Origin of the sequence: Rhizobium sp. P44RR-XXIV, assembly GCF_001999485.2 — a bacterium.
Lineage (GTDB): Bacteria > Pseudomonadota > Alphaproteobacteria > Rhizobiales > Rhizobiaceae > Rhizobium.
This window is the reverse complement of the sequence record NZ_MPVZ02000026.1, coordinates 467,632-488,740: the sequence shown is the minus strand read 5'-3', so window position 1 is coordinate 488,740 and position 21,109 is coordinate 467,632. Positions and strand designations below refer to the sequence as shown.

The following is a 21,109-nucleotide window of genomic DNA, read 5'->3' as shown; positions in this document are numbered from 1 at the left end:
TCACCGACTCCTCCCGTTTCTGAGGGTTTCGGCGACGCCGACGAAATCGCGGGCCGCCTGCGGCAGGCTCGATCCCTTGCGCCAGACCATGCCCACCTGCACGACCGGCAGCGAGCCGGAGACGTCGCGGCTTTCGATGCGGTCGCCTTCCAGCGACCAGGGGCGATAGACGAGATCTGGCAGCAGCGCCACGCCCGCGCCTGTTGCCACGAGGCTGCGCACTGCCTCGACGGAGCGCGTGCGGAAGGCCACATGCGGCCGTGCGCCGAGCGCCGTCAGCAGCTTGCCGGTATTCTCCTCGATTTCGTCGATGGTCAGCATGATCAGCGGTTCGCGAGTGATATCGGCGACGCTGATGATATCGGCCGAGACGAGGGGATGGCCCATGGGCAGCCAGAGCCGATAGGGCGACGTCTCGAGGATTTCGGCCTGCAAAGCCATGCGGTCCCGCAGGTTGGAGATGACCATGACGGCGACGTCGAGCTCGCCACCAACCAGAAGATGTTCCAGATAGCTGCCATTGTCCTCGATGGCGCTGACTTCGACGCCGGGGCAGGCGCGGCGATAGCGCGCCAGAAGATCGGACAGGACATAGCCGGCGACGAGCGATGTCACGCCGATGTTCAGCGTGCCGCCGGTCGCGTTCCGCTGGCCGGAAAAGCTGGTGCGCGCGTCGGAAACCGTCGCCAGAATCTTCGTCGCATGGCGCAGGAATTGATGGCCGTTGTGTGTGATCGATAGCCCGCGCGGATGCCGGTCGAACAGCTCGACGCCGAGGTCGCCCTCCAGCTCCTTCAGCGCCTCGGTAACGGAGGATTGAGAAATCGAAAGATTCTGCGCCGCGCGGGTCACCGAGCCCTGTTCCGCCACGGCAACGAAGTACTGCAACTGTCTCAAGGTGAAGGCCATGAAAAGGTTAGAGCATGGCCCCGGCACCGAAAGCAAGCGCTCGTCATAGCTGTGAAATTTTGGACCTTTTTTGGTAAAGATACCACGTGAGATATAAGTTTCACCTTGGCTTTAAGTATTCAGAAACGCCATTTCCCTAACGTGAGGGTTGATCATCTTTATCACCTTGGAGTGGTCTATGCTGGAGCAGTTGGCGTGAGCGCCTTACTGCACATTTTCCGGTTGCCCCGGAAGTTTGTCGTCATCATCGGCGGAGTGGCTTTACTCATAGGCTGCTCCGGCGTTTTGGCGCTTTCTATCGGCAAGGACAGACTGCTCGGATTTGCGTCCGCTTCCTCCAACGGATTGCAGTGCACGGACATCAATCTCGTCACCATTCGCAAGGAAAACCGCTTCTGGGTGCGCAAATATATCCGCACCGATCCGACCGATGGCCTGACACGCGTGAGGACGGCGCTGCGCGTGGCCAAGGCTGTCTATCAGGAACAGAAGCCAGATCTCGTTCAGGTTGTAGTCCTCGACAAGAACGGCCCGATCTTGCGTTCCGATATACGCGGCCGGGCGTTGGGCGCCGATGTCGTCTATGTGCCGCACCCCGACAAGCTTGCCGACGGCAGCGCGGAGGCTCCGCTGACGGCACGTTATTATGATGGCAACGCCAGCACGGCAGGTCTCTTCTACGGCGAGCAGATCACCATGCAGCCGGAGGATATCGATACGGCTCTTGCCGGCTTGAAGGATTTCAGCGATTGCGACAATGCCCTGGCCGCCGACAATGGTGCCGGCGGCGATGCCAAGAAAGACAAGCTGAAGGCGGCGATGGCCGCAGAACAGAAGGCGGCTGCCAAGCAGGCAGAGGATCACAATGCCAAGTCTGCTCTGCCGGAGCCGAAATCGACGGGCAACGTGCGGCCCGGATATGATGAGAATGGTGAATTTATCGGAGCGGACGCCAAGGATAAGAGCCCATCACCAGGCCTCGACCCGACCATGACAGGGGCTGCCGACCGGCGATCGCCGGTCACCAACTGATCGGAGTTTGCCTTGCGCCAGCGGGCGCAAAGGCAATGGCCTCAATCCACCAGATGTTTCTCGCCGATCGCCTGGTAAAGCGCGAAGAGTGCTTCGTGAACTTCGCCGGCAAGACGGTAGAAATCGGGATTCGCCAAGATGGCGGGGTGCTGCAGCAACTGGTCGTCGGTCATGTCGAGCATGATCGACGCCGTGTGCATCGCCTCGTGGCAGCCGAAGGTTCCCGGCGCATATTGTGATAGATCGACATCGCCGATCTCCGCAAGATCGGCCAGCCGCTGCTGCTCGTTGTCGGCATCTGCGGCCGCTGTGTCTTTCTCGGTCATGGTTCGCACCTTTGAGGTTCGGAGGACGAAACGGTCTCAGTCCGCCTTGGCGCGACGGGCCGGGAAAAGGATGATGTCGCGGATCGACGGCGAGTTGGTCAGAAGCATGATGAGGCGGTCGACACCGATGCCGAGGCCACCGGCAGGCGGCATGCCCTGATCGATGGCATCGAGGAATTCCTCGTCCAGTTCCTTCTGCTTTTCGCCGCGTGCATGCGCCTGCTCGAGCTGCTCGACCATGCGGGCACGCTGCTCTTCCGGATCGTTGAGTTCCGAGAAGGCGTTGCCGAGTTCCCAGGCATTGCAATAAGTTTCGAAGCGCTCGACGAGGCGCGGCTCGCCCGGCACTTCCTTGGCGAAGGGCGAGATGTCCTTCGGGAAGTGCGTAACATGCGACGGCTGGATCAGCGTGCCCTCGACCTTTTCTTCAAAAATGAAGGCCAGGCATTCGCCCCAGGTCGCATCCTTCTCGACGGCAAAGCCGGCAGCCTTGGAGGCGGCGCGGGCTTCCTCGTCGGTCTTGATCGCCAGGAAGTCGATACCGGTCGCTTCCTTGACAGCATCAGGCATCGGCACCCGGCGGAACGGGCCCTTGAAGGAGATCTGCTTGTCGCCGAAGGCGAATTCGGTGCTGCCGTGGATCGACATGGCAAGCGTCGAGAACAGGCGCTCGACGAGGTCCATGATGTCCTCGTAGTCGGCGTAGGCCCAGTAACATTCCATCATCGTGAATTCTGGATTGTGCCGGGTGGAGACGCCTTCGTTGCGGAAGTTGCGGTTGATCTCGAACACCTTGTCGGTGAGGCCGGAGACCAGCGTGCGCTTCAGGAACAGTTCCGGCGCGATGCGCAGGTACATATCGAGCTTCAGCGTGTTGTGATGCGTCTTGAACGGCTCGGCGGTGGCGCCGCCGTAAACCGAGTGCAGCATCGGCGTCTCGACTTCCATGAAGCCGTCATTTTCCATGAAGCGGCGGATGCCGGAAACGATGCGGCTGCGCTGCTGGAAGCGGAGTTTCGATTCCTCGTTGGTCATGATGTCGAGGTGGCGCTTGCGATAGCGCAACTCGATATCCGACAGGCCGTGCCACTTTTCAGGCATCGGCAACAGCGACTTGGTCAGCATGGTGATCTGCTGGGCATTGATCGTCAGCTCGCCGCGCTTGGTGCGGCGTACGACACCGGTGACGCCGATAATGTCGCCGATATCGATCATCGGCAGCAGGGAGCGCGCTTCTTCGCCGGTAACATCCTTGTGGCTGAAGATCTGGATCTTCGCCGAGGCGTCATGAATGTCCATGAACATGCCGGAGTTGCGCGAGGAATAGACGCGGCCGGCGACGGTGACGACGTCGGTGGTCTCCGTGTCCGGCTCCAGGCTCTCGTATTTTGCAGCCAGTTCGGCATTGGTCATGGTCCGGTGGAAATGCGCCGGATAGACGTCGCCGATCTGTTCGCGCAGCAGCTTCAGCTTCTGCGCGCGAACTTCCGTCGCGTCGGAGGAGAGGGTGGCGGTTTCGGTCTTGTCGTTCATGGTTTTACGTCCGGTTCAATTCTTTGGGCCGACGAGGGTCGCAACGGTCTGGGCGGCCAGTTTCAGCCGCTGGCGCACGACGGAGCGGCCGAGGATCGCCATGCTATCGAAAAGCGGTAGCGAGCGCGAGGAGCCCGAGACGGCCACGAATAGCGGGGCGACGATGACCTTCAGCTTCTTGCCCATGCGGTCGGCGATGGCGCGCAACTCGGCTTCGATCGTTTCGACATTCCATTCGAGGATCTTTTCGAGGTCCGGCTGCACCGTGTTCAGGATTTCCAACAGCTCTTCCGGCGTCGACTTGATCTTCGCGAAAGCGGAGGGATCAAGGTTGAGGTCGGACTTGAACAGGAAGCCGGCGAGGTCAGGCAGTTCACCAAGCTTGGTGATGCGCGACTGCGACAGCTTCAGGCCTTCCTGCAGGCGGCTGTTTTCCATGGCCCAGGTCAGCACGCGCTGCTGGAATTCCTCTTCCGAAAGCTTCTCGCGGATCCAGCGGCCGTTCAGCCAGTCGAGCTTCTGGATATCGAAGATCGCGCCGGCCTTGGAGAGGTTCTCCGGGTCGAACTTTGCCGCAAGCTCGTCCATCGTCAGGAGCTCATCGCCCTCGGCGATCTGCATGAAGAACAGGCCGAGGAAGTTCATCAGCGCTTCGGGAATATAGCCGAGAGCCGTGTAATAGGAGATCGACGTCGGGTTCTTGCGCTTCGACAGCTTTGACTTGTCGGCATTGCGCATCAGCGACAGGTGCATGAACACCGGCGGCTCCCAGCCGAGATACTGATAGATCAGTATGTGCTTCGGCACCGAGGCGAGCCATTCTTCGCCACGTGCCACATGGGTGATCTTCATCAGATGGTCGTCGACGACGTTGGCCATGTGATAGGTCGGCATGCCGTCGGCTTTCAGCAGAACCTGCATGTCGACGGCATCCCACGGGATTTCCACGTCGCCGTAGACGCCGTCATGGAACTTGCAGCTACCCTCGGTCGGGATCTTCATACGCACAACATGCGGCTCGCCGGCGGCGACGCGCGTCGAGACTTCCTCGGCCGAAAGGTTCAAACAGTGACCGTCATACTTCGGCGGCAGGCCGGCGGCACGCTGCGCCTCGCGCATCTTTTCCAGACGCTCGGGCGTGCAGAAGCAGCGGAAGCCGTGTCCGTTCGTGACGATCTGTTCGACGTAGGGCTTATACAGCTCCTTGCGGTCGCTCTGGCGATAAGGGCCATAGGGCCCACCGACATCCGGACCTTCAGACCATTTCAGGCCGCACCATTTCAGAGCGTCGAGCACCTTGGTCTCGAATTCCGGGGTGGAGCGGGTCGCGTCGGTATCCTCGATGCGCAGGATGAACTCGCCGTCGTGTTTCTTGGCGAAGAGATAGTTGAACAGCGCGATATAGGCCGTGCCGACATGCGGCTCGCCGGTGGGGGAGGGTGCGATGCGGACGCGAACGCCTGAAGTGGTCATCTTGTTTGCCCGTCATAAAAGGCCGGGTCGCGCTTTGGACAAGCGCCGTCCAGCCGAAGATGTGTATCTGGATGAGGAAACCGGCCGGAAAAGGGCGTCTGCCGCTTCAGTTCCGCGTTTTCCATATGGCTGGCCTTAGGCCATATTCAATGCATGACGTCAAGGGAAACCGCGCCTCAAGATCGACCCGATGGTGTGTCATGGACATTGCAACGCGCCGATTCGAGCCGATATATCAGAATAGTGATGCCTCTTTACCGTTCGTAAGGCTATCGGGATGAAAGCGGGTCGGTTGCCGAATTTTATTTGCAATTTCTGCGGCAGTGGCGGAATAGGTCTTCAATCAAATACCGCGAGGAAGCAATGAAGAGACTGGTTTTGAGCCTCATAATGGCAGCGGCCATGTTCGGTCCCGCCGCCGCGCAATCGACGATTACGCGCGATAGCTCGGCCAAGCTGATCGAGTCCTATCGCGCCTATATCGGTAACGACGACCTCTACAATTCAAAGGGGGAGCGTCTAACGCTGCCCTGGCAGATCATCCGTCAGGATCGGGCGAACTATCACGCCTACCGTCGGCGCGACCGCGGCGACCAGGGCGATAGTTTCTTCTCGCTGCCGTCAAACCGTCAGCGGCTGGAAGCCATGCTCGCCGATGGCAATATTGCTGATGATGCCGCAAAACTCATCGTCCGCGGCAATGTCAGGATCAAGGTCGATATTTACGGGCGCGGCGACATCGGCGAATGGGTCGACGTCCACGTTCAGGATTGAGTGCCGCACCCGTTTCCGGATGCGGATCTTTTCCTCAATGGCCGCCGGATGCCTTTTTCCGGCGGTTCCTGACCAGCATGTTGAGCACTTCCACGAGAGCTGAGAAGGCCATGGCGGCGTAGATGTAGCCCTTGGGCACATGCACACCCATGCCTTCGGCGATCAGCGTCGTGCCGATCATCAGCAGGAAGGCGAGCGCCAGCATGACGATGCTCGGGTTCCTCTCAATGAAATTGGCGAGCGGGTTGGCGGCGACCAGCATGACCGTAACCGCAGCAATCACGGCGACGAACATGATCGGCAGATGCGGCGTCATGCCGACGGCGGTGATGATGCTGTCGACCGAGAAGACCAGGTCGAGCAGCAGGATCTGGCCGATGGCGGCGGCGAAGGTGGAGGTCGTCGACTTGGCGATGAAATCCTCGCCGTGTTCCTGCGGATCGACATTGTGATGGATCTCCTTCGTCGCCTTCCAGACGAGGAAGAGGCCGCCGCCGATCAAGATCATGTCTTTCCAGGAGAAGCCCTGGCCGAAGATCTCGAAGACGGGCTGCGTCAGCTGAACGATCCAGGCGACAGTGCCGAGCAGTGCGAGACGCATGCCAAGAGCAAGGCCGATACCGATCTTGCGCGCCCTGTCGCGGTGTTCGGCGGGCAGTTTGTTGGTCAGGATCGAGATGAAGATGAGGTTGTCGATGCCAAGCACCACCTCCATGACCACGAGTGTGACGAGCGCGACCCACGCGCTCGGATCCTGTATCAGCCCAACAATATCCATCGACGATTTCCCCTTTTTGTCAGCATTGCCGATACTGACCCCCAGCCCCGGCCTGTCAAGAATGGCCGTAATGTAAGGAGCGTCGTCGTCCGTACAAGCGCCGCCGCCATTTTCGTGGCGGCGGGCTCGCTTTAAGCTTTGAGGGGGATCCAGATTTCGGTCACGCCCATGCCGGTGCGCGGGTCGAAACGCTCGTCATAGCGCTCCATCATGTCCGGGGTTCCGCCGTGCTGGTGGCCCGATTGCGGGAGCCATTCGCCGAAGATCTGATGCACGGTCGCGGAAATGCCCGAGATGTGGCCGCGATGGGCAAAGACCGCATAGCGCTGCGGCGGCAGTCTCGCGGTCGTAAACCCTTCGGGCAGGTCGTCGGTGCCGGTGACTTCGGCTGCGGACATATAGCGGAAGCCTTCGCTACCCTCATCCGCCTGGGTGCAGACGCCATAGGCGACGTTGCCCACCTGGCCAGGAATGTGGCCGAAATGCTGGTTGAACTTCTGCCAGAGCGAAGGGATCGCCTGCGTAGCTTCATGGGCATAGGTTTCGGCAAAGCCAGCGAGCAGCATTGCCGGGCGAATCTCGAAGCGCGGGGCATCGAGCTTGGGGAGGCGGGTGTCGTCCATTCTGATCGGCTCCTGTAGAGCGAGGTTGCGAACGTGCCCCTGTTTGCGCAGGCTCTCCGGCGTCATGCCGAATTGCTCGCGGAAGGCACGGGTGAAGGCCTCGTGCGAGCCGTAGCCGGCATCGAGGGCAACCTGGAGAATGGTGGAAGAGCTATCCGTCAGTGCGAGAGCCGCACTGCTGAGGCGGCGGCTCCTTATATAGCCGCTGATCGAATGACCTGTGGTCATGCCGAAGACGCGCGACAGATGATATCGCGAAAGCCCGGCCGTATCGGCGATCTCATCCAACGAGATATCGGATGTGAAATGGCTTTCGATGAACCATATCGCTCTGCCGATCGCGCTCATGCCCAACTCCCTGGTTGCCGGACAATTCATAAGCGCCCAGCGGCCGCGACGCTTGATCGCCATTGCGGAGTTGGATCGCTAGCTGCTCATCGGCAACAAGGGAAGGCTTTTGCCATCAATCCTTGCGGTCGGGCCCATAGCCTGCGAGGAAAACGCGCACGGCGCCGCGCACGACATAATCGATCTCCTCCTTTGACGGTGGTTCGTCCATGTCGCCAAACAGCCGCAGCTTGAAGTAGCCGCCACTGGCCATCTCCAGAAAATGGCGGGCCGCCATGTCGAAATCGTCGATCTTGAGATGACCGGCTGCGACCTGCCGCTCAAGGAAGCCGCGCAACACCGTGCGCAGATTTTCCGGACCGGTGAAGAAACGCTGACAGAGGGAGGGCATGCGCTCGCGCACGCCGATGACCGTGCGCATGGCGCTGATGGTCTTGTCCGAGGTGACGTGCGTCACGAATACTATGCCGAAATCATAAAGAGACGTCGTGACATCCGATTCATCCGCCAGTGCGTTGCGCACGAGGTTGACGAAATAGGTGCGCTCGCTCTCCATCATGGCGGCGAACAGGTCTTCCTTGTTCGCGAAATAGACGTAAAGCGTGCCCTTGGAGACGCCCGCCTCGCGGGTGACGTCGTTCATGCTCGCCGCGTCGAAGCCCATCTTCATAAAGACGCGCTTGGCGCCTTCGAGAATCTGGTGGCGCTTGACCGGATCTTCGCCAGCGGCCCAGCGGCCCCCGGATGCAGGCGCGGGCGCGTTCAATATGATGGCATTTTGCGATTCGTGTTTCATCGTCTCCTTCATCAATCATTTTTGCAGAATCTTAAACAGACTCGTCAAATAAATCGAACCACGCGGTTCGATGTCTCTTGATATGGAATGGAAAAGGCTTTATGTCAATTGAACCGAACCGTTCGGTTCGATTATTTTACCTAGATTTTCGGTGGTAGGGCAATGTCGTCAAGTCATGGAAACAATGTAGCGCGCATCGTGGATGAGTCCGCTGATGCCGAAGCGGAAGCGCCGGAAGCTGGCGTATCTGCCAACGCTCCCGCCGCAGAAACGCGAAGCAATCCAGCTCCCACCCAGGCTGCGCCCGCATCTCCGGTTCCCGCGGCCCCACCGCCTCCGGCAAAGAAGCGGCGCAGCCTGGTGCTCCCTGTCATCATCGTCGCCGTGCTCGCAGCCGGCGGCTGGTATGGTTATGACTGGTGGACGAACGGCCGCTTCATGGTCTCGACTGACGATGCCTATATCGGCGGCGATATCGCGACCATTCAGCCGAAGGTCACCGGCTATGTCGCCAAGGTGAATGTTGTTGCCAACCAGCTCGTCAAGGCTGGCGATGTGCTCGCCACGCTCGATGACGGCGACTACAAGCTGGCGCTGGATCAGGCCCAGGCCTCGTACGACACCGAACAGCTCTCACTCCATACCATCGATGCACAGATCGCTGCCGGCCAGGCCGCTCTTGCCCAGTCGCAGGCCCAGAAGGTTGCCCTCGACGCCACTGTTCGTGGCGCTCAGATCACCCAGACGCGCGCTGCTGAACTGCAAGCCAAGTCGGTCGGCACCACGGCCGCCTTGGATAGCGCCAACATCGCGCTCGACCAAGCCAAGGCCAACCTGGTCGGCGGCGATGCCGCGATTGCTTCGGCACAAGCCAATATCAATCTGCTACAGGCCCAGCGCCGCCAGGCAGAAAGCACGATCAAGGGTCTTGCCGCCGCTCGCGACAAGGCTGCCCGCGACCTGTCCTTTACCGTGCTGAAGGCGCCTTATGACGGCGTTGTCGGCAATCGTTCCGTTCAGGAAGGCGACCTTGTGTCTCCCGGACAGAAACTGATGGCGATTGTGCCGACCCGGCAGCTCTATATCGACGCGAACTTCAAGGAAACGCAGATCCAGCACCTGGTTCCCGGTTCCAAGGTGAACGTCCATGTCGATGCCTATAGCGACCATCCGATCGTTGGCACCGTCGAGTCGATCTCACCGGCTTCCGGCTCGGTCTTCTCGCTGCTGCCGCCGGAAAACGCGACTGGCAATTTCACCAAGATCATCCAGCGTGTGCCTGTTCGCATCGCATTGCCGCAGGATGCGCTTGATACCGGTCGTCTGCGCGCAGGCCTCAGCGTCGTCGTCGACGTCGATACCCGCACGGCACCGAACAAGTAAGCGCTCAAGCTCGGGAGAGACGCAGCATGTCGTCCGCCAGCACTACTGCAGGGTCGCCCCCACGCGCGGCCGGCCCTGCCGCGCCACCAGCGGTGGATCATATCGAGACCAAAAAGCTCATCGCCTTTCTGGCGATGGTGCTCGGCATGTTCATGTCGATCCTCGACATTCAGATCGTGTCTGCCTCGCTCAGCGAAATCCAGGCCGGCCTCAGCGCCGGCTCGGATGAAATCGGCTGGGTGCAGACCGCCTATCTGATCGCCGAAGTCATCATGATCCCGCTGTCGGGAACGCTGGCGCGCATCATTTCCACGCGCTACCTGTTCGCGATCTCGGCAGCTGGCTTCACCGCAGCGAGCGCGCTTGCTGCGACCGCCACCAACATCGACCAGATGATCATCTACCGTGCGCTGCAAGGCTTTATCGGTGGCGGCATGATCCCCTCGGTCTTCGCGGCTGCCTTCACCATCTTCCCGCCATCGAAGCGCAACGTCGTCTCGCCGATCATTGGGCTGATCGCGACGCTGGCGCCGACCATCGGCCCGACGGTTGGCGGCTATCTCTCCAATGCCTTTTCCTGGCACTGGCTGTTCCTCGTCAATATTCCGCCGGGTATCATCGTTGCGATCGTCACCTGGAATTTCATCGATTTCGACAAGCCCGAACTGTCGCTGATGAAGAAATTCGACTGGTGGGGCCTGGTTTCCATGGGTGTCTTCCTTGGCGCTTTGGAATATGTGCTTGAGGAAGGCAACACCAACGACTGGTTCAACGACAATTACATCGTCGCAGGCGCCATCGCCTCGGCCATCGGTGCGGTCATCTTCTTCTATCGAGCCTTCACGGCCGAGTTCCCGGTGGTGGATCTGAAGGCGTTCACCAACAAGAACTTCTCCTTCGGGTCAGTCTTCTCCTTCGTCATGGGCATCGGTCTCTACGGCCTGACCTATATCTACCCGCTCTATCTTGCCCGTATCCGCGGTTACGATTCGCTGCAGATCGGCGAAACGATGTTCGTTTCGGGCCTGACCATGTTCTTCACGGCGCCGCTTGCCGGCTTCCTGTCGAGCAAGATCGACCTGCGCATCCTGATGATCATCGGCTTCACCAGCTTCTCGGCCGGCACCTACATCATGATGCATCTGACGACGGATTGGGATTTCTGGGAACTGATGATCCCGCAGATCCTGCGCGGATTCGGGCTGATGCTCTGCATGGTGCCGATCAACAATATCGCGCTTGGAACCATGCCGCCCGCCCGCATGCGCGGTGCGTCCGGCCTGTTCAACCTGACGCGTAACCTCGGCGGCGCTGTTGGCCTTGCTATCATCAACACGCTGCTGACGAACCGGCAGGACCAGCACTACTTCAACCTGCGTGACAATATTCATTGGGGCAATCAGATTGCCGTCGATCAGCTGAACAACATGGCTGCCAGCTTTACCGCCTCCGGGTTGAACGGACAGCAGGCTGCGCTGAGGCAGATGGTCAACATGGCAACGCAACAGGCTGTGGTCATGTCCTTCAGCGACATCTTCCTGATGCTTACCATCCTGTTCCTGGCGATGATCCTCGGGGTGCTCATGCTGAGCAAGCCGAATGCACCAGGCGGCGGTGGAGGTGGCGGAGGCCATTGATCTCACGCCACGCCGGTATGGATAGAAGGCCCCTCGAAGCGAGGGGCCTTTTTCGTTTCTAGAGGAAAAATCGGCAGGAAAATCGGGTGGCTGAAAATTTTTGATTTACGTACATCAGAAATCGCAGTAAGGATCTCGGCAGGAGGAGCTGATGAGACCGACTGTTCATGATATCGCTGCTGCCGCAGGCGTGAGCCTTGCCACCGTCGACCGCGTGTTGAACCAGCGGCCAGGCGTGCGGCTGGTGACGCGGGAGAAGGTGGAAGCTGCTATCAACGAGATCGGCTACATCCGCGATGTCGCCGCTGCCAATCTCGCCAAGGGCCGCGTCTATCCCATCGTCTTCATCCTGCCGACAGGCGACAATTCCTTCATGCACGGACTTCGCTCCGAGGTGCATCAGGCGACATTGCGCTCAAGCTTCGAGCGCACCGAAATCCGCATTTTGGAGGTGCCGCCTTTCGATGTGTCGGCGCTGGTTGCCGCACTCGATGCGCTGCAAGGACAGGATCTCGCTGGCGTTGCGCTTGTCGCAACGGACGCACCGGAGGTGCGGGCCGCCGTCGACCGCCTCGTATCCGAGCGTATTCCTGTGGTCACCCTGGTCTCCGACCTTACCGATTCCACTCGGCATCATTATGCCGGTATCGACAATATCGCTGCGGGGCGGACCGCCGCCCGGCTGCTCGGCCGGTTTCTCGGTGGGCAGGAGGGCGATATCACCGTTCTAGCCGGCTCGATGCTGGTGCGCGACCATCGCGAGCGCCTCGAAGGATTTTCAGCCGTCATGGCGGCGGAGTTTCCCAAGCTACGATTGCTGCCTGTGCTCGAGGGACGCGATGATCCTGAGCGTGCCAGGTCGCTCGTTTCCAAGGCGCTTTCTGGCAGCACAAAGATCATCGGCGTCTACAGCCTCGGCGCCGGTAACCGGGGCCTGATTGCTGCCGTAAAGGCCGTTCGGCCCGAGCGCGAGCTGACCGTCGTCGTGCATGAGTTGACGCAGCATACGCGCGCCGCGCTGATGGATGGCACGATCGACGCCGTTCTTAACCAGGATGCCGGCCACGAAATACGCAGCGCCATCCGTGTGATGAAGGCGAAGGCCGATGGTCAGGGCGTCATCGCCGACCAGGAGCGCATACGTCTCGACATTTTCTTGAAGGATAATCTGCCCTGATCATTCGAAAGTGGCAGAACACAGGGAGTAGCATCTGATGTATTTGGGTCTCGATCTCGGAACGTCCGGCGTCAAAGCGATGCTGATCGACGGCAATCAGAAGATCATCGGTTCCGCCCATGGCGATCTCGATGTATCGCGTCCGCATCCCGGCTGGTCGGAGCAGGATCCGGCGCACTGGGTCCGCGCGACCGAGGAAGCGGTTGCCGGGCTGAAGGCGGCGCATCCGAAGGAGCTGGCGGCGGTGCGCGGCATCGGCCTTTCCGGCCAGATGCATGGGGCGACATCGCTCGATGCCGATGACAAGGTGCTGCGGCCCTGCATCCTCTGGAACGATACGCGCAGCTATCATGAGGCTGCAGCGCTTGACGCCGATCCGCGCTTCCGCGCGCTGACCGGCAATATCGTCTTCCCCGGCTTCACCGCGCCCAAGCTCGCCTGGGTCGCCAAGCATGAGCCCGATGTCTTCGCCAGAGTGCGCTGGGTGCTTTTGCCCAAGGACTATCTGCGCCTGTGGCTGACCGGCGAACACATGTCGGAAATGTCCGATTCCGCCGGCACCTCCTGGCTCGACACCGGCAAGCGCAAATGGTCTTCCGAGCTGCTGGCCGCGACCAATCTCGATGAAAAGCAGATGCCGACGCTGGTCGAAGGCACGGAAGCTGCCGGCAAGTTGCGTGGTGAGCTGGCCTCGAAATGGGGTATCGGCGGCGATGTCGTCGTTGCCGGCGGGGCAGGGGACAATGCAGCCTCGGCCTGCGGCATGGGCACGGTGAGCCATGGCGCCGCCTTCGTTTCGCTCGGAACGTCAGGCGTGCTCTTTGCTGCCAACGGCTCCTACCTGCCGAAGCCGGAGAGCGCCGTGCATGCCTTCTGCCATGCGCTGCCGAATACCTGGCACCAGATGGGCGTCATTCTGTCGGCGACCGATGCGCTGAACTGGCATTCGGGCGTGACAGGCAAATCCGCCGCCGACCTCACCGGCGAGCTGGGCGAGACGCTGAAAGCGCCTTCCAGCGTTACCTTCCTCCCCTATCTCTCAGGCGAGCGCACGCCGCACAATGACGCGACGATCCGCGGTGCCTTCATCGGCCTTGGTCATGAAAGCGGCCGCGCAGTGCTGACGCAGGCCGTGCTCGAAGGCGTATCCTTCGCCATCCGCGACAATCTCGAAGCGCTGCGCTCCGCCGGCACCGACATTGCCCGCGTCACCGCCATCGGCGGCGGCTCGCGCTCGCGCTACTGGCTGGCCTCGATCGCCACGGCGCTCGGCGTGCCTGTGGATCTGCCGGCGGACGGCGATTTCGGTGCTGCCTTCGGCGCTGCGCGTCTCGGCCTGATCGCGGCCACCGGCGCTGATCCGGTTGCGGTCTGCACGCCGCCACAGACGGCCGGGACGATTGAGCCGGTCGCGGCGCTGACGGATGCCTATACGGATGCCTACAAGCGCTATCGGGCGCTTTATCCGGCGATCAAGCCGTTGTCGGCGCATTGAAATACTGTGGCTTAAAGCCCCTCATCCGCCCTGTCGGGCATCTTCTCCCCGTTCTGACGGGGAGAAGGGGATAGACGCACCATCACCGTCCCTCCGTCTCTGATTTGGGCGAGGGTACAGAAGTCGTCCCCTCTCCCCGCTTGCGGGGAGAGGGCTAGGGTGAGGGGCAAAGCTACACGGCACGAACACGAATACCGAAATACCAAAACCCAAGGAGACAGACTATGAGCACCGGATTTTTCGGCGATATCAGCAAGGTAAAATACGAAGGCCCCGACAGCACCAATCCACTGGCCTTCCGCCACTACAACAAGGACGAGGTTGTTGCCGGCAAGCGCATGGAAGACCATCTTCGCTTTGCCGTCGCCTATTGGCATACCTTCACCTGGCCGGGCGGCGACCCCTTTGGCGGCCAGACTTTCCTTCGCCCCTGGTTCAACGAGACGATGGAAGCCGCCAAGCTAAAGGCTGACGTCGCGTTCGAATTCTTCACGCTGCTCGGCTCGCCCTACTACTGCTTCCACGATGCTGACGTGCGTCCGGAAGGCAAGAACTTTGCCGAGAACACCAGGAACCTCAACGAGATCGTCGATTACTTCGCCCAGAAGCAGGCCGAAACCGGCGTCAAGCTGCTGTGGGGCACGGCGAACCTCTTCTCGAACCGCCGCTTCATGTCGGGCGCTGCCACCAACCGGATCCGGACGTCTTCGCCTTCTCGGCTGCGACCGTGAAGACCTGCATGGACGCGACCCACAAGCTCGGCGGCGAGAACTACGTGCTTTGGGGCGGCCGCGAAGGCTATGAAACCTTGCTCAACACCGACCTGACGCGTGAACTGGACCAGATGGGCCGCTTCCTCAACCTCGTGGTCGAGTACAAGCACAAGATCGGCTTCAAGGGCACGATCCTGATCGAGCCGAAGCCGCAGGAGCCGACCAAGCACCAGTATGACTACGACGTCGCGACCGTCTATGGCTTCCTGAAGAAGAACGGCCTCGAAAACGAAGTGAAGGTCAATATCGAGCAGGGCCATGCGATCCTCGCCGGCCACTCCTTCGAGCACGAACTGGCGCTGGCCAACACGCTCGGCATCTTCGGCTCGATCGACATGAACCGCAACGACTACCAGTCCGGCTGGGATACCGACCAGTTCCCGAACAATGTTCCGGAAATGACGCTGGCCTACTACCAGGTTCTGGCAGGCGGCGGCTTCAAGAACGGCGGTACCAACTTCGATTCGAAGCTGCGTCGTCAGTCGCTTGATCCGGCAGACCTGCTGATCGGTCATATCGGCGGCATGGATTGCTGCGCCCGTGGCCTGAAGGCTGCTGCCAAGATGATCGAAGACAAGGCGCTGTCGCAGCCGCTCGCCGACCGCTACGCCGGTTGGGATTCGGCCGAAGGACAGAAGCTGCTTCGCGGCGAATATTCACTCGATCAGATCGCGCAGTGGGTCGAGGCCAAGGATATCAATCCGCAGCCGAAGTCCGGCAAGCAGGAACTGCTTGAGAACATCGTCAATCGTTACGTTTGATCGATGACATCCGGGAGGCGGCTATTCGTCGCCTCTCGGACTACCGCCTGAACGCGCGGCTGGAAATAGCGATGGGATTTCCCGAGGGGTCCTTGGCATTGGCGAATACATAGCCGTCGGCCTGATGCAGAGGGCCGAATTCCAGTCCATCGCCCGCGCATTTGGCGCGGAATGCATCGACATTTTCGACGTCGAAGACCAGTTTCACCAGCACCTGGCCCATCTTCTGGGCCTTTCCTGCCTGATGGATCATCAGATTGGCGCCGCCATCCGGTGCCAGGAGTTCGACAATCCGATCACCCTCCTGTCGGAGCGGCTTGAAGCTAAAATATCTCTGGTAGAAATCGATCGTCGCTTCCACATCGCGTACATAGAGGACGATCCTGCCGAGCGGCATGGCTGCGCCTCCCTATCGCCTGATACGCGACGGCGCCGACACCGAGTTGCGCACAACCAGATCCGGCAGCAGCAGGATTTCCGTCTCCGTCGGCTGACCGTCCGAGAGGAGTTCGAGCAGCAGCGCCATGGCATGCTTGCCGATGGCGGTGCGCGGCTGGCGGATTGTCGTCAGCGATGGCGTCATGAAGACGGCTTGCGGCACGTCGTCGAAGCCGGTCACCGAAAAGTCCCCCGGAATGTCGTAGCCGCGTGTCTTCAGGCCGATCATCACGCCGATTGCGGTCTGATCGTTGACGCACATGAAGGCTGTCGGCAGCGTGTCGCGCATGAAAAGCTGCTCGACGGCCAGCCGCCCGCTCTCGATGGTGCCGTCGCCGTCGAGAACGATGCGGAGATCCTCGCCGATTTCGGCGGCATCCATCCCGGCCTCGTAACCCATGCGCCGCCGGCTATAGGCAAGGCGGGTGCGGGAATCGCCGATAAACGCGATCTTGCGATGGCCTTCGGCGATCAGAAGGTCGACGGCCTTGCGCGCACCGGCGATATCGTCGACGCCGACATAGGGAATACCGCCATTGAACACCGGCTCGAAGACGCCGACGCTCGGCGGCAAGCGCGCCGTCATCGTCTGGTGTCCGAAAGGCAATATGCCGGTGAACAGGATCAATCCCGCCGCCTGGTTGGAATTCAGGAATTTCAGATATTCAAGCCCGCGCTGGGCATCGTTCTGCGTATGACCGATGAGGATGCCATAGCCATGCGCGCGTGCTTCATTCTCCAGGCCGATGAGGATATTGGAGAAATTGGGGTCGCCAATGTCGGGCGCGACCACGAGAATCATGTTGGAACGGCCCAGCCTGAGGCTGCGTGCCATGGCATTGGTCGTGTAGCCGGTGACGGCAATTGCCTGATTGACCTTCAGCCGCGTCGAATTGGCGACCTTCTCCGGCATGTGGATTGCCCGGGAGACCGTTGCGATCGAAACATTGGCAATTCGGGCGACGTCTTCGATGGTTGCGGGCGTGGAATTCGACACTGCGCTCTGCCTTGGGTCTCGTCTCGCACCGGACACTACACAGACTTCCGTGCAGGTCAAAGGCGACCGTGAAGAATTGTGCAATATCCAACGATGTAAACCTTTACACGTTATATGTAAAGGTTTACACAGCAAGGAAAGCGGGTGGAGCCGCAAGGGAGGAAGCAATGAATTCGGAGGCCGTCGACGGTGCCGTTGTGCTGTCAGCGAAGCGAATCTGTAAGTCCTTCAATGGCGTGCAGGTTCTGTTCAGCGTCAACTTCGATCTCCGGGCCGGCGAAATCCATGCATTGATGGGCGAAAACGGCGCCGGCAAGTCGACGCTGGTCAAGGTTCTCTCCGGTTTCGAGCAGCCCAGTTCCGGCGAAATCCTGCTTGACGGCAAGCCGGTGAAGCTGCCGCCGAATGGCGCCGCCGAGGCGCTCGGCATTGTCATCATCCACCAGGAATTCAATCTTGCCGAACATCTGACCGTGACCGAGAGCTTGTTTCTGGGCCGCGAAGTCACGCATTTCGGCGTGCTCGACCGCAAGCACATGCGGGCGGAGACGCGGCGTGTGCTCGATCTCCTCGGGTCGCATGTCGACGAGAATGCGATGATCAGCGCGCTTTCCGTTGCCGACAAGCAGATGGTCGAGATTGCCAAGGCGATCAGCCGTGATGCGCGGATCGTCTTCATGGACGAGCCGACGGCCGTGCTGTCGCGTGAGGAAACCAACTTTCTGTTCAAGCAGGTGCGCAAGCTGCGCGACCAGGGCACGAGCTTCGTGTTCGTGTCGCACAAGCTCGATGAAGTCATGGAGCTGACGGACCGGGTCACGGTCCTGCGCGATGGCCAGTGGGTGAAGACGTCGCCGACCTCGATGCTCGACGGTGAATCCATCGCGCAATTGATGGTCGGGCGTGAACTCTCCAGTCTCTATCCGGCAAAGAACGAGCCCGATGTCGATGAGAATGTCGTGCTCGCGGTCAATTCCATCTCGACGGGCTATGTCCGCGATGCGAGCTTCGAGCTGCGCAAGGGCGAAATACTCGGCTTTTCCGGCATGATCGGCTCCGGCCGCACCGAGCTGATGGAAGCGATCGTCGGCCTGCGCTCGCGGGCATCCGGTGAGGTCGTCGTCAACGGACAATCCGTAGCGGCGCATGACGTGCATGCAGCGATCGGTGCCGGTCTTGCCTATATGACCAAGGACCGCAAGTCCAAGGGCCTGCTTCTGAACTCCGGCATGACGGCGAACCTTACGCTGCAGTCGCTCGATCGGCACGGCAGGTTCGGTTATCTCAGCGCCGCAAGCGAAGCTGATGCCTTGGCGCGAGCGCGCCGCCGTTTCGATATCCGCGTTCGCGACGGAAACATCGTTGCCGGCCGCATGTCCGGCGGCAATCAGCAGAAGCTGCTGCTTGCAAAGGTTATGGAGACCGAGCCGCAGATCATCATCATCGACGAGCCGACCCGCGGCATCGATGTCGGCACGAAGCAGCAGATCTATCATTTCATCTCGGCGCTGGCGCGCGACGGGCATTCGATCATTGTCGTTTCTTCGGAGATGCCTGAGGTCATTGGGCTGTGCACGCGCGTGGCCGTCATGCGCGAGGGCCGGATCGTCGGTATGCTCGAAGGCGACGAAATCTCCGAACAGGAGATCATGCGTTATGCGGCGGGCCTGAAGAAAAAGACGGCTGCCTGAACGGGCGGCGAAGGCATAAGTGAATTCCCAAGCAATAATGGGGCGGGAGGTTGGTTTTGGATATGAGCGTGGGCGAGGATAGCAGCGAGAAGACAGTCAGGCGGGGCCGATCCTGGCGGGATGTCGATCTGCGGGCCGTGGCGCCGTTTGCGGCGCTGGTGCTGCTCCTGATCGTCGGCGCGTTGGTCAATCCGAATTTCATCGGCATGACCAATCTTACCAATGTCGCCACCAGATGCGCCTTCATTGCGATCATCGCGGTGGGAGCAACCTTCGTCATCTCGGCGGGCGATCTCGATTTGTCCGTTGGCGCAATGGTCGCCTTCGTTGCGAGCCTGATGATACTGTTCATGAACTCGGGCGTCATCGCCGATCCGAGCCTGATGCTGGCGGCGGCTGTATTGTTCTCGGTTGTCGCGGGCGTCCTGTGCGGCCTGGCCAATGGCCTGATCACGACCATGGGCAAGATCGAACCTTTCATCGCAACGCTGGGCACGATGGGCGTCTACCGCGGCTTGACGACCTGGCTGTCGCAGGGCGGCGCGATCACCTTGCGCCCGGCGGATGTGCAGGCGCTCTACAAACCCGTCTATTATGGTTCCGTGCTCGGCGTGCCGGTTCCGATCGTGGTCATTCTTGTCGTCACCTGCATCGCGGCCTTCATCCTTTATCGCACGCGTTACGGCCGGCATGTCATCGCCGTCGGCTCCAATCGTGATGTTGCGCGCTATTCCGGCGTGGCGGTCAATCGCGTCCGCACCGTCGCCTTTGTCATCCAGGGCCTGTGTGTGGCGATTGCCGTGCTTCTCTACGTGCCGCGGCTCGGGTCGACGTCGGCAACGACGGGCATTCTCTGGGAGCTGCAGGCGATTACCGCCGTGGTCGTCGGCGGGACGGCGCTGAAAGGCGGCGCGGGCAGGGTATGGGGCACGATCTGCGGTGCCTTCATCCTCGAGCTCGTCGGCAACATCATGCTGCTTTCCAATTTCATCAGCGAGTATCTGCTGAGTGCCATCCAGGGCGCGATCATCATCATCGCCATGCTGGTCCAGCGCTCGCTTGCGCGCAAATCATGAATAACCGGGTCAGGGGGCGCCCGGTTCTTGTGACAAGGCCCTGTCTCTATCTGGGAGGATAAACATGCGTAAAAGACTATTGGGACTGGCGGTGGTGATGGCGGCCTTGGCCGGCACGGTACATGCCGCAGACAAGAAGGTGACGATCGGCGTCTCCATTCCGGCCGCCGACCATGGCTGGACCTCGGGCGTGGTGTTCCATGCCGAGCGTGTTGCCAAGCTCTTGATGGCGGAGCATCCGGGACTGACCGTCATCGTCAAGACTTCGCCTGATGCCGCCAGCCAGGCAAACGCCGTGCAGGACCTTGAGACCCAGGGCATCGACGCGCTCGTGATCCTGCCGTCTGACCCGGATCCGCTGGTCAACGCCATCAAGGAAGTCAAGGACAAGGGTAAGTTCGTCACGCTCGTCGACCGCGCGCCAAGCAGCAACGACAATTCCGTCCGCGACCTCTACGTTGCCGGCAACAACCCGGCGCTCGGCCAGACGGCTGGCGAATACATCAAGAAGAACACGCCGGACGCGCAGGTCGTCATCATCCGTGGCCTGCCGATCCCGATCGACCAGCAGCGTCAGGACGGTTTCGACAAGGGTATTGCCGGCTCGAACGTCAAGGTTCTCGACCGTCAGTACGGCAACTGGAACCGCGACGATGCCTTCAAGGTCATGCAGGACTACCTGACGAAGTTCCCGAAGATCGACGTCGTGTGGTGCCAGGATGACGACATGGCCGTCGGCGTGCTGCAGGCGATCGAACAGGCCAAGCGTACCGACATCAAGTATGTCATCGCCGGCGCCGGCTCGAAGGACATGATCAAGAAGGTCATGGACGGCGACAAGCTGATCCCGGTCGACGTGCTTTACCCGCCGGCAATGGTTGGCACGGCCATGGCTCTGACCGCTGCCAACTTCTACGACCAGGTTCCGGTTCGCGGCAATTACATCCTCGATGCGACGCTCGTCACCAAGGACAATGCCAAGGACTTCTACTTCGCCGATTCACCGTTCTGATCGGTTGATCTGAACAGATGCGCCCGCCGGTTCCGGCGGGCGTTTTTTATGCAGATGCCGTGTCATTTCGCATCGAG

The 21,109-nt window shown here is 60.6% G+C and carries 20 protein-coding genes; 11 read left to right on the top strand and 9 right to left on the bottom strand.

The annotated features are described in order from the left end of the window. Nucleotides 1-909 (bottom strand): LysR substrate-binding domain-containing protein, encoded by a 909-nt coding sequence (locus BSK43_RS11225; RefSeq protein WP_077472549.1) that lies wholly within the window; start codon nucleotides 907-909, stop codon nucleotides 1-3. 195 nt (nucleotides 910-1,104) lie between these two features. On the opposite strand from BSK43_RS11225, the gene BSK43_RS11220 reads away from it, so the two are divergent. Next, the gene (locus BSK43_RS11220) at nucleotides 1,105-1,941 is read left to right on the top strand and encodes a hypothetical protein (protein WP_077472550.1); all 837 of its coding nucleotides are present in this window, start codon (nucleotides 1,105-1,107) and stop codon (nucleotides 1,939-1,941) included. 41 nt (nucleotides 1,942-1,982) lie between these two features. Here the strand turns inward: BSK43_RS11220 and BSK43_RS11215 are convergent, their stop codons facing one another. The 3 genes from BSK43_RS11215 to gltX are packed head-to-tail and all read right to left on the bottom strand — an operon-like array spanning nucleotide 1,983 to nucleotide 5,273. Next, nucleotides 1,983-2,267: a hypothetical protein gene (locus BSK43_RS11215; protein WP_077472551.1), complete on the bottom strand. Its 285-nt coding sequence runs from the start codon at nucleotides 2,265-2,267 to the stop codon at nucleotides 1,983-1,985. Nucleotides 2,268-2,303: 36 nt separating this feature from the next. Beyond that, on the bottom strand, nucleotides 2,304-3,800 hold the full coding sequence (gene lysS / locus BSK43_RS11210) for a lysine--tRNA ligase (RefSeq protein ID WP_077472552.1): 1,497 nt from the start codon (nucleotides 3,798-3,800) through the stop codon (nucleotides 2,304-2,306). 15 nt (nucleotides 3,801-3,815) lie between these two features. Further along, a complete protein-coding gene (gltX, locus tag BSK43_RS11205) occupies nucleotides 3,816-5,273 on the bottom strand; it encodes a glutamate--tRNA ligase (protein ID WP_077472553.1) in 1,458 nt (485 codons plus the stop codon). 363 nt (nucleotides 5,274-5,636) lie between these two features. Here gltX and BSK43_RS11200 point away from each other — a divergent pair, with 363 nt between their 5' ends. Further along, the gene (locus BSK43_RS11200) at nucleotides 5,637-6,047 is read left to right on the top strand and encodes a hypothetical protein (RefSeq protein ID WP_077472554.1); all 411 of its coding nucleotides are present in this window, start codon (nucleotides 5,637-5,639) and stop codon (nucleotides 6,045-6,047) included. Nucleotides 6,048-6,081: 34 nt separating this feature from the next. Here the strand turns inward: BSK43_RS11200 and BSK43_RS11195 are convergent, their stop codons facing one another. From BSK43_RS11195 to BSK43_RS11185, 3 genes are all read right to left on the bottom strand, one after another. Continuing rightward, complete coding sequence (locus tag BSK43_RS11195; RefSeq protein ID WP_077472555.1) at nucleotides 6,082-6,825, bottom strand: TerC family protein; 744 nt, start codon at nucleotides 6,823-6,825, stop codon at nucleotides 6,082-6,084. Nucleotides 6,826-6,956: 131 nt separating this feature from the next. Next, nucleotides 6,957-7,796, bottom strand: coding sequence for a GyrI-like domain-containing protein (locus tag BSK43_RS11190; RefSeq protein ID WP_077472566.1), 840 nt, complete (start codon nucleotides 7,794-7,796; stop codon nucleotides 6,957-6,959). Between the two features lie 115 nt (nucleotides 7,797-7,911). Further along, the gene (locus BSK43_RS11185) at nucleotides 7,912-8,592 is read right to left on the bottom strand and encodes a TetR/AcrR family transcriptional regulator (protein ID WP_068400500.1); all 681 of its coding nucleotides are present in this window, start codon (nucleotides 8,590-8,592) and stop codon (nucleotides 7,912-7,914) included. Nucleotides 8,593-8,754: 162 nt separating this feature from the next. Between BSK43_RS11185 and BSK43_RS11180 the strand changes: the two genes are divergently transcribed. From BSK43_RS11180 to BSK43_RS11155, 6 genes are all read left to right on the top strand, one after another. Then, nucleotides 8,755-9,975: an HlyD family secretion protein gene (locus tag BSK43_RS11180; RefSeq protein ID WP_077472556.1), complete on the top strand. Its 1,221-nt coding sequence runs from the start codon at nucleotides 8,755-8,757 to the stop codon at nucleotides 9,973-9,975. Between the two features lie 26 nt (nucleotides 9,976-10,001). Beyond that, nucleotides 10,002-11,612: a DHA2 family efflux MFS transporter permease subunit gene (locus tag BSK43_RS11175; RefSeq protein WP_077472557.1), complete on the top strand. Its 1,611-nt coding sequence runs from the start codon at nucleotides 10,002-10,004 to the stop codon at nucleotides 11,610-11,612. Between the two features lie 151 nt (nucleotides 11,613-11,763). After that, nucleotides 11,764-12,789, top strand: coding sequence for a LacI family DNA-binding transcriptional regulator (locus BSK43_RS11170; protein WP_077472558.1), 1,026 nt, complete (start codon nucleotides 11,764-11,766; stop codon nucleotides 12,787-12,789). Nucleotides 12,790-12,826: 37 nt separating this feature from the next. Further along, a complete protein-coding gene (gene xylB, locus BSK43_RS11165; RefSeq protein WP_136686849.1) occupies nucleotides 12,827-14,284 on the top strand; it encodes a xylulokinase in 1,458 nt (485 codons plus the stop codon). Nucleotides 14,285-14,508: 224 nt separating this feature from the next. Next, nucleotides 14,509-15,015 (top strand): hypothetical protein, encoded by a 507-nt coding sequence (locus tag BSK43_RS35620; protein ID WP_246662532.1) that lies wholly within the window; start codon nucleotides 14,509-14,511, stop codon nucleotides 15,013-15,015. Continuing rightward, the gene (locus BSK43_RS11155) at nucleotides 14,919-15,818 is read left to right on the top strand and encodes a xylose isomerase (protein WP_348641747.1); all 900 of its coding nucleotides are present in this window, start codon (nucleotides 14,919-14,921) and stop codon (nucleotides 15,816-15,818) included. Before BSK43_RS35620 ends, BSK43_RS11155 begins: the two co-directional genes overlap by 97 nt. A 40-nt stretch (nucleotides 15,819-15,858) precedes the next feature. On the opposite strand, the gene BSK43_RS11150 is transcribed toward BSK43_RS11155, so the two are convergent. Together BSK43_RS11150 and BSK43_RS11145 are read right to left on the bottom strand one after the other, a co-directional pair. Beyond that, complete coding sequence (locus BSK43_RS11150) at nucleotides 15,859-16,215, bottom strand: VOC family protein (RefSeq protein WP_077469393.1); 357 nt, start codon at nucleotides 16,213-16,215, stop codon at nucleotides 15,859-15,861. Nucleotides 16,216-16,227: 12 nt separating this feature from the next. Continuing rightward, on the bottom strand, nucleotides 16,228-17,253 hold the full coding sequence (locus BSK43_RS11145; RefSeq protein WP_077469394.1) for a LacI family DNA-binding transcriptional regulator: 1,026 nt from the start codon (nucleotides 17,251-17,253) through the stop codon (nucleotides 16,228-16,230). 167 nt (nucleotides 17,254-17,420) lie between these two features. Between BSK43_RS11145 and BSK43_RS11140 the strand changes: the two genes are divergently transcribed. The 3 genes from BSK43_RS11140 to BSK43_RS11130 all read left to right on the top strand — a co-directional run bounded on the left by BSK43_RS11140 (nucleotide 17,421) and on the right by BSK43_RS11130 (nucleotide 21,032). Beyond that, nucleotides 17,421-18,944 (top strand): sugar ABC transporter ATP-binding protein, encoded by a 1,524-nt coding sequence (locus BSK43_RS11140; RefSeq protein ID WP_077469395.1) that lies wholly within the window; start codon nucleotides 17,421-17,423, stop codon nucleotides 18,942-18,944. Nucleotides 18,945-19,006: 62 nt separating this feature from the next. Further along, nucleotides 19,007-20,020, top strand: a complete 1,014-nt coding sequence (locus tag BSK43_RS11135; RefSeq protein WP_068400503.1) for an ABC transporter permease — start codon at nucleotides 19,007-19,009, stop codon at nucleotides 20,018-20,020. A gap of 64 nt (nucleotides 20,021-20,084) precedes the next feature. Beyond that, the gene (locus BSK43_RS11130; protein ID WP_068399909.1) at nucleotides 20,085-21,032 is read left to right on the top strand and encodes a substrate-binding domain-containing protein; all 948 of its coding nucleotides are present in this window, start codon (nucleotides 20,085-20,087) and stop codon (nucleotides 21,030-21,032) included. Nucleotides 21,033-21,109: the final 77 nt, after the last annotated feature.

Bases quoted from the DNA above. Each gene is read 5' to 3' on its own strand.
- BSK43_RS11195 (WP_077472555.1), bottom strand. From the start codon at position 6,825: ATGGATATTGTTGGGCTGATACAGGATCCGAGCGCGTGGGTCGCGCTC.
- BSK43_RS11130 (WP_068399909.1), top strand. From the start codon at position 20,085: ATGCGTAAAAGACTATTGGGACTGGCGGTGGTGATGGCGGCCTTGGCC.
- BSK43_RS11190 (WP_077472566.1), bottom strand. From the start codon at position 7,796: ATGAGCGCGATCGGCAGAGCGATATGGTTCATCGAAAGCCATTTCACA.
- BSK43_RS11185 (WP_068400500.1), bottom strand. From the start codon at position 8,592: ATGAAACACGAATCGCAAAATGCCATCATATTGAACGCGCCCGCGCCT.
- gltX (WP_077472553.1), bottom strand. From the start codon at position 5,273: ATGACCACTTCAGGCGTTCGCGTCCGCATCGCACCCTCCCCCACCGGC.
- BSK43_RS11150 (WP_077469393.1), bottom strand. From the start codon at position 16,215: ATGCCGCTCGGCAGGATCGTCCTCTATGTACGCGATGTGGAAGCGACG.
- xylB (WP_136686849.1), top strand. From the start codon at position 12,827: ATGTATTTGGGTCTCGATCTCGGAACGTCCGGCGTCAAAGCGATGCTG.
- BSK43_RS11180 (WP_077472556.1), top strand. From the start codon at position 8,755: ATGTCGTCAAGTCATGGAAACAATGTAGCGCGCATCGTGGATGAGTCC.
- lysS (WP_077472552.1), bottom strand. From the start codon at position 3,800: ATGAACGACAAGACCGAAACCGCCACCCTCTCCTCCGACGCGACGGAA.
- BSK43_RS11225 (WP_077472549.1), bottom strand. From the start codon at position 909: ATGGCCTTCACCTTGAGACAGTTGCAGTACTTCGTTGCCGTGGCGGAA.
- BSK43_RS11140 (WP_077469395.1), top strand. From the start codon at position 17,421: ATGAATTCGGAGGCCGTCGACGGTGCCGTTGTGCTGTCAGCGAAGCGA.
- BSK43_RS11215 (WP_077472551.1), bottom strand. From the start codon at position 2,267: ATGACCGAGAAAGACACAGCGGCCGCAGATGCCGACAACGAGCAGCAG.
- BSK43_RS35620 (WP_246662532.1), top strand. From the start codon at position 14,509: ATGAGCACCGGATTTTTCGGCGATATCAGCAAGGTAAAATACGAAGGC.
- BSK43_RS11135 (WP_068400503.1), top strand. From the start codon at position 19,007: ATGAGCGTGGGCGAGGATAGCAGCGAGAAGACAGTCAGGCGGGGCCGA.
- BSK43_RS11170 (WP_077472558.1), top strand. From the start codon at position 11,764: ATGAGACCGACTGTTCATGATATCGCTGCTGCCGCAGGCGTGAGCCTT.
- BSK43_RS11175 (WP_077472557.1), top strand. From the start codon at position 10,002: ATGTCGTCCGCCAGCACTACTGCAGGGTCGCCCCCACGCGCGGCCGGC.
- BSK43_RS11200 (WP_077472554.1), top strand. From the start codon at position 5,637: ATGAAGAGACTGGTTTTGAGCCTCATAATGGCAGCGGCCATGTTCGGT.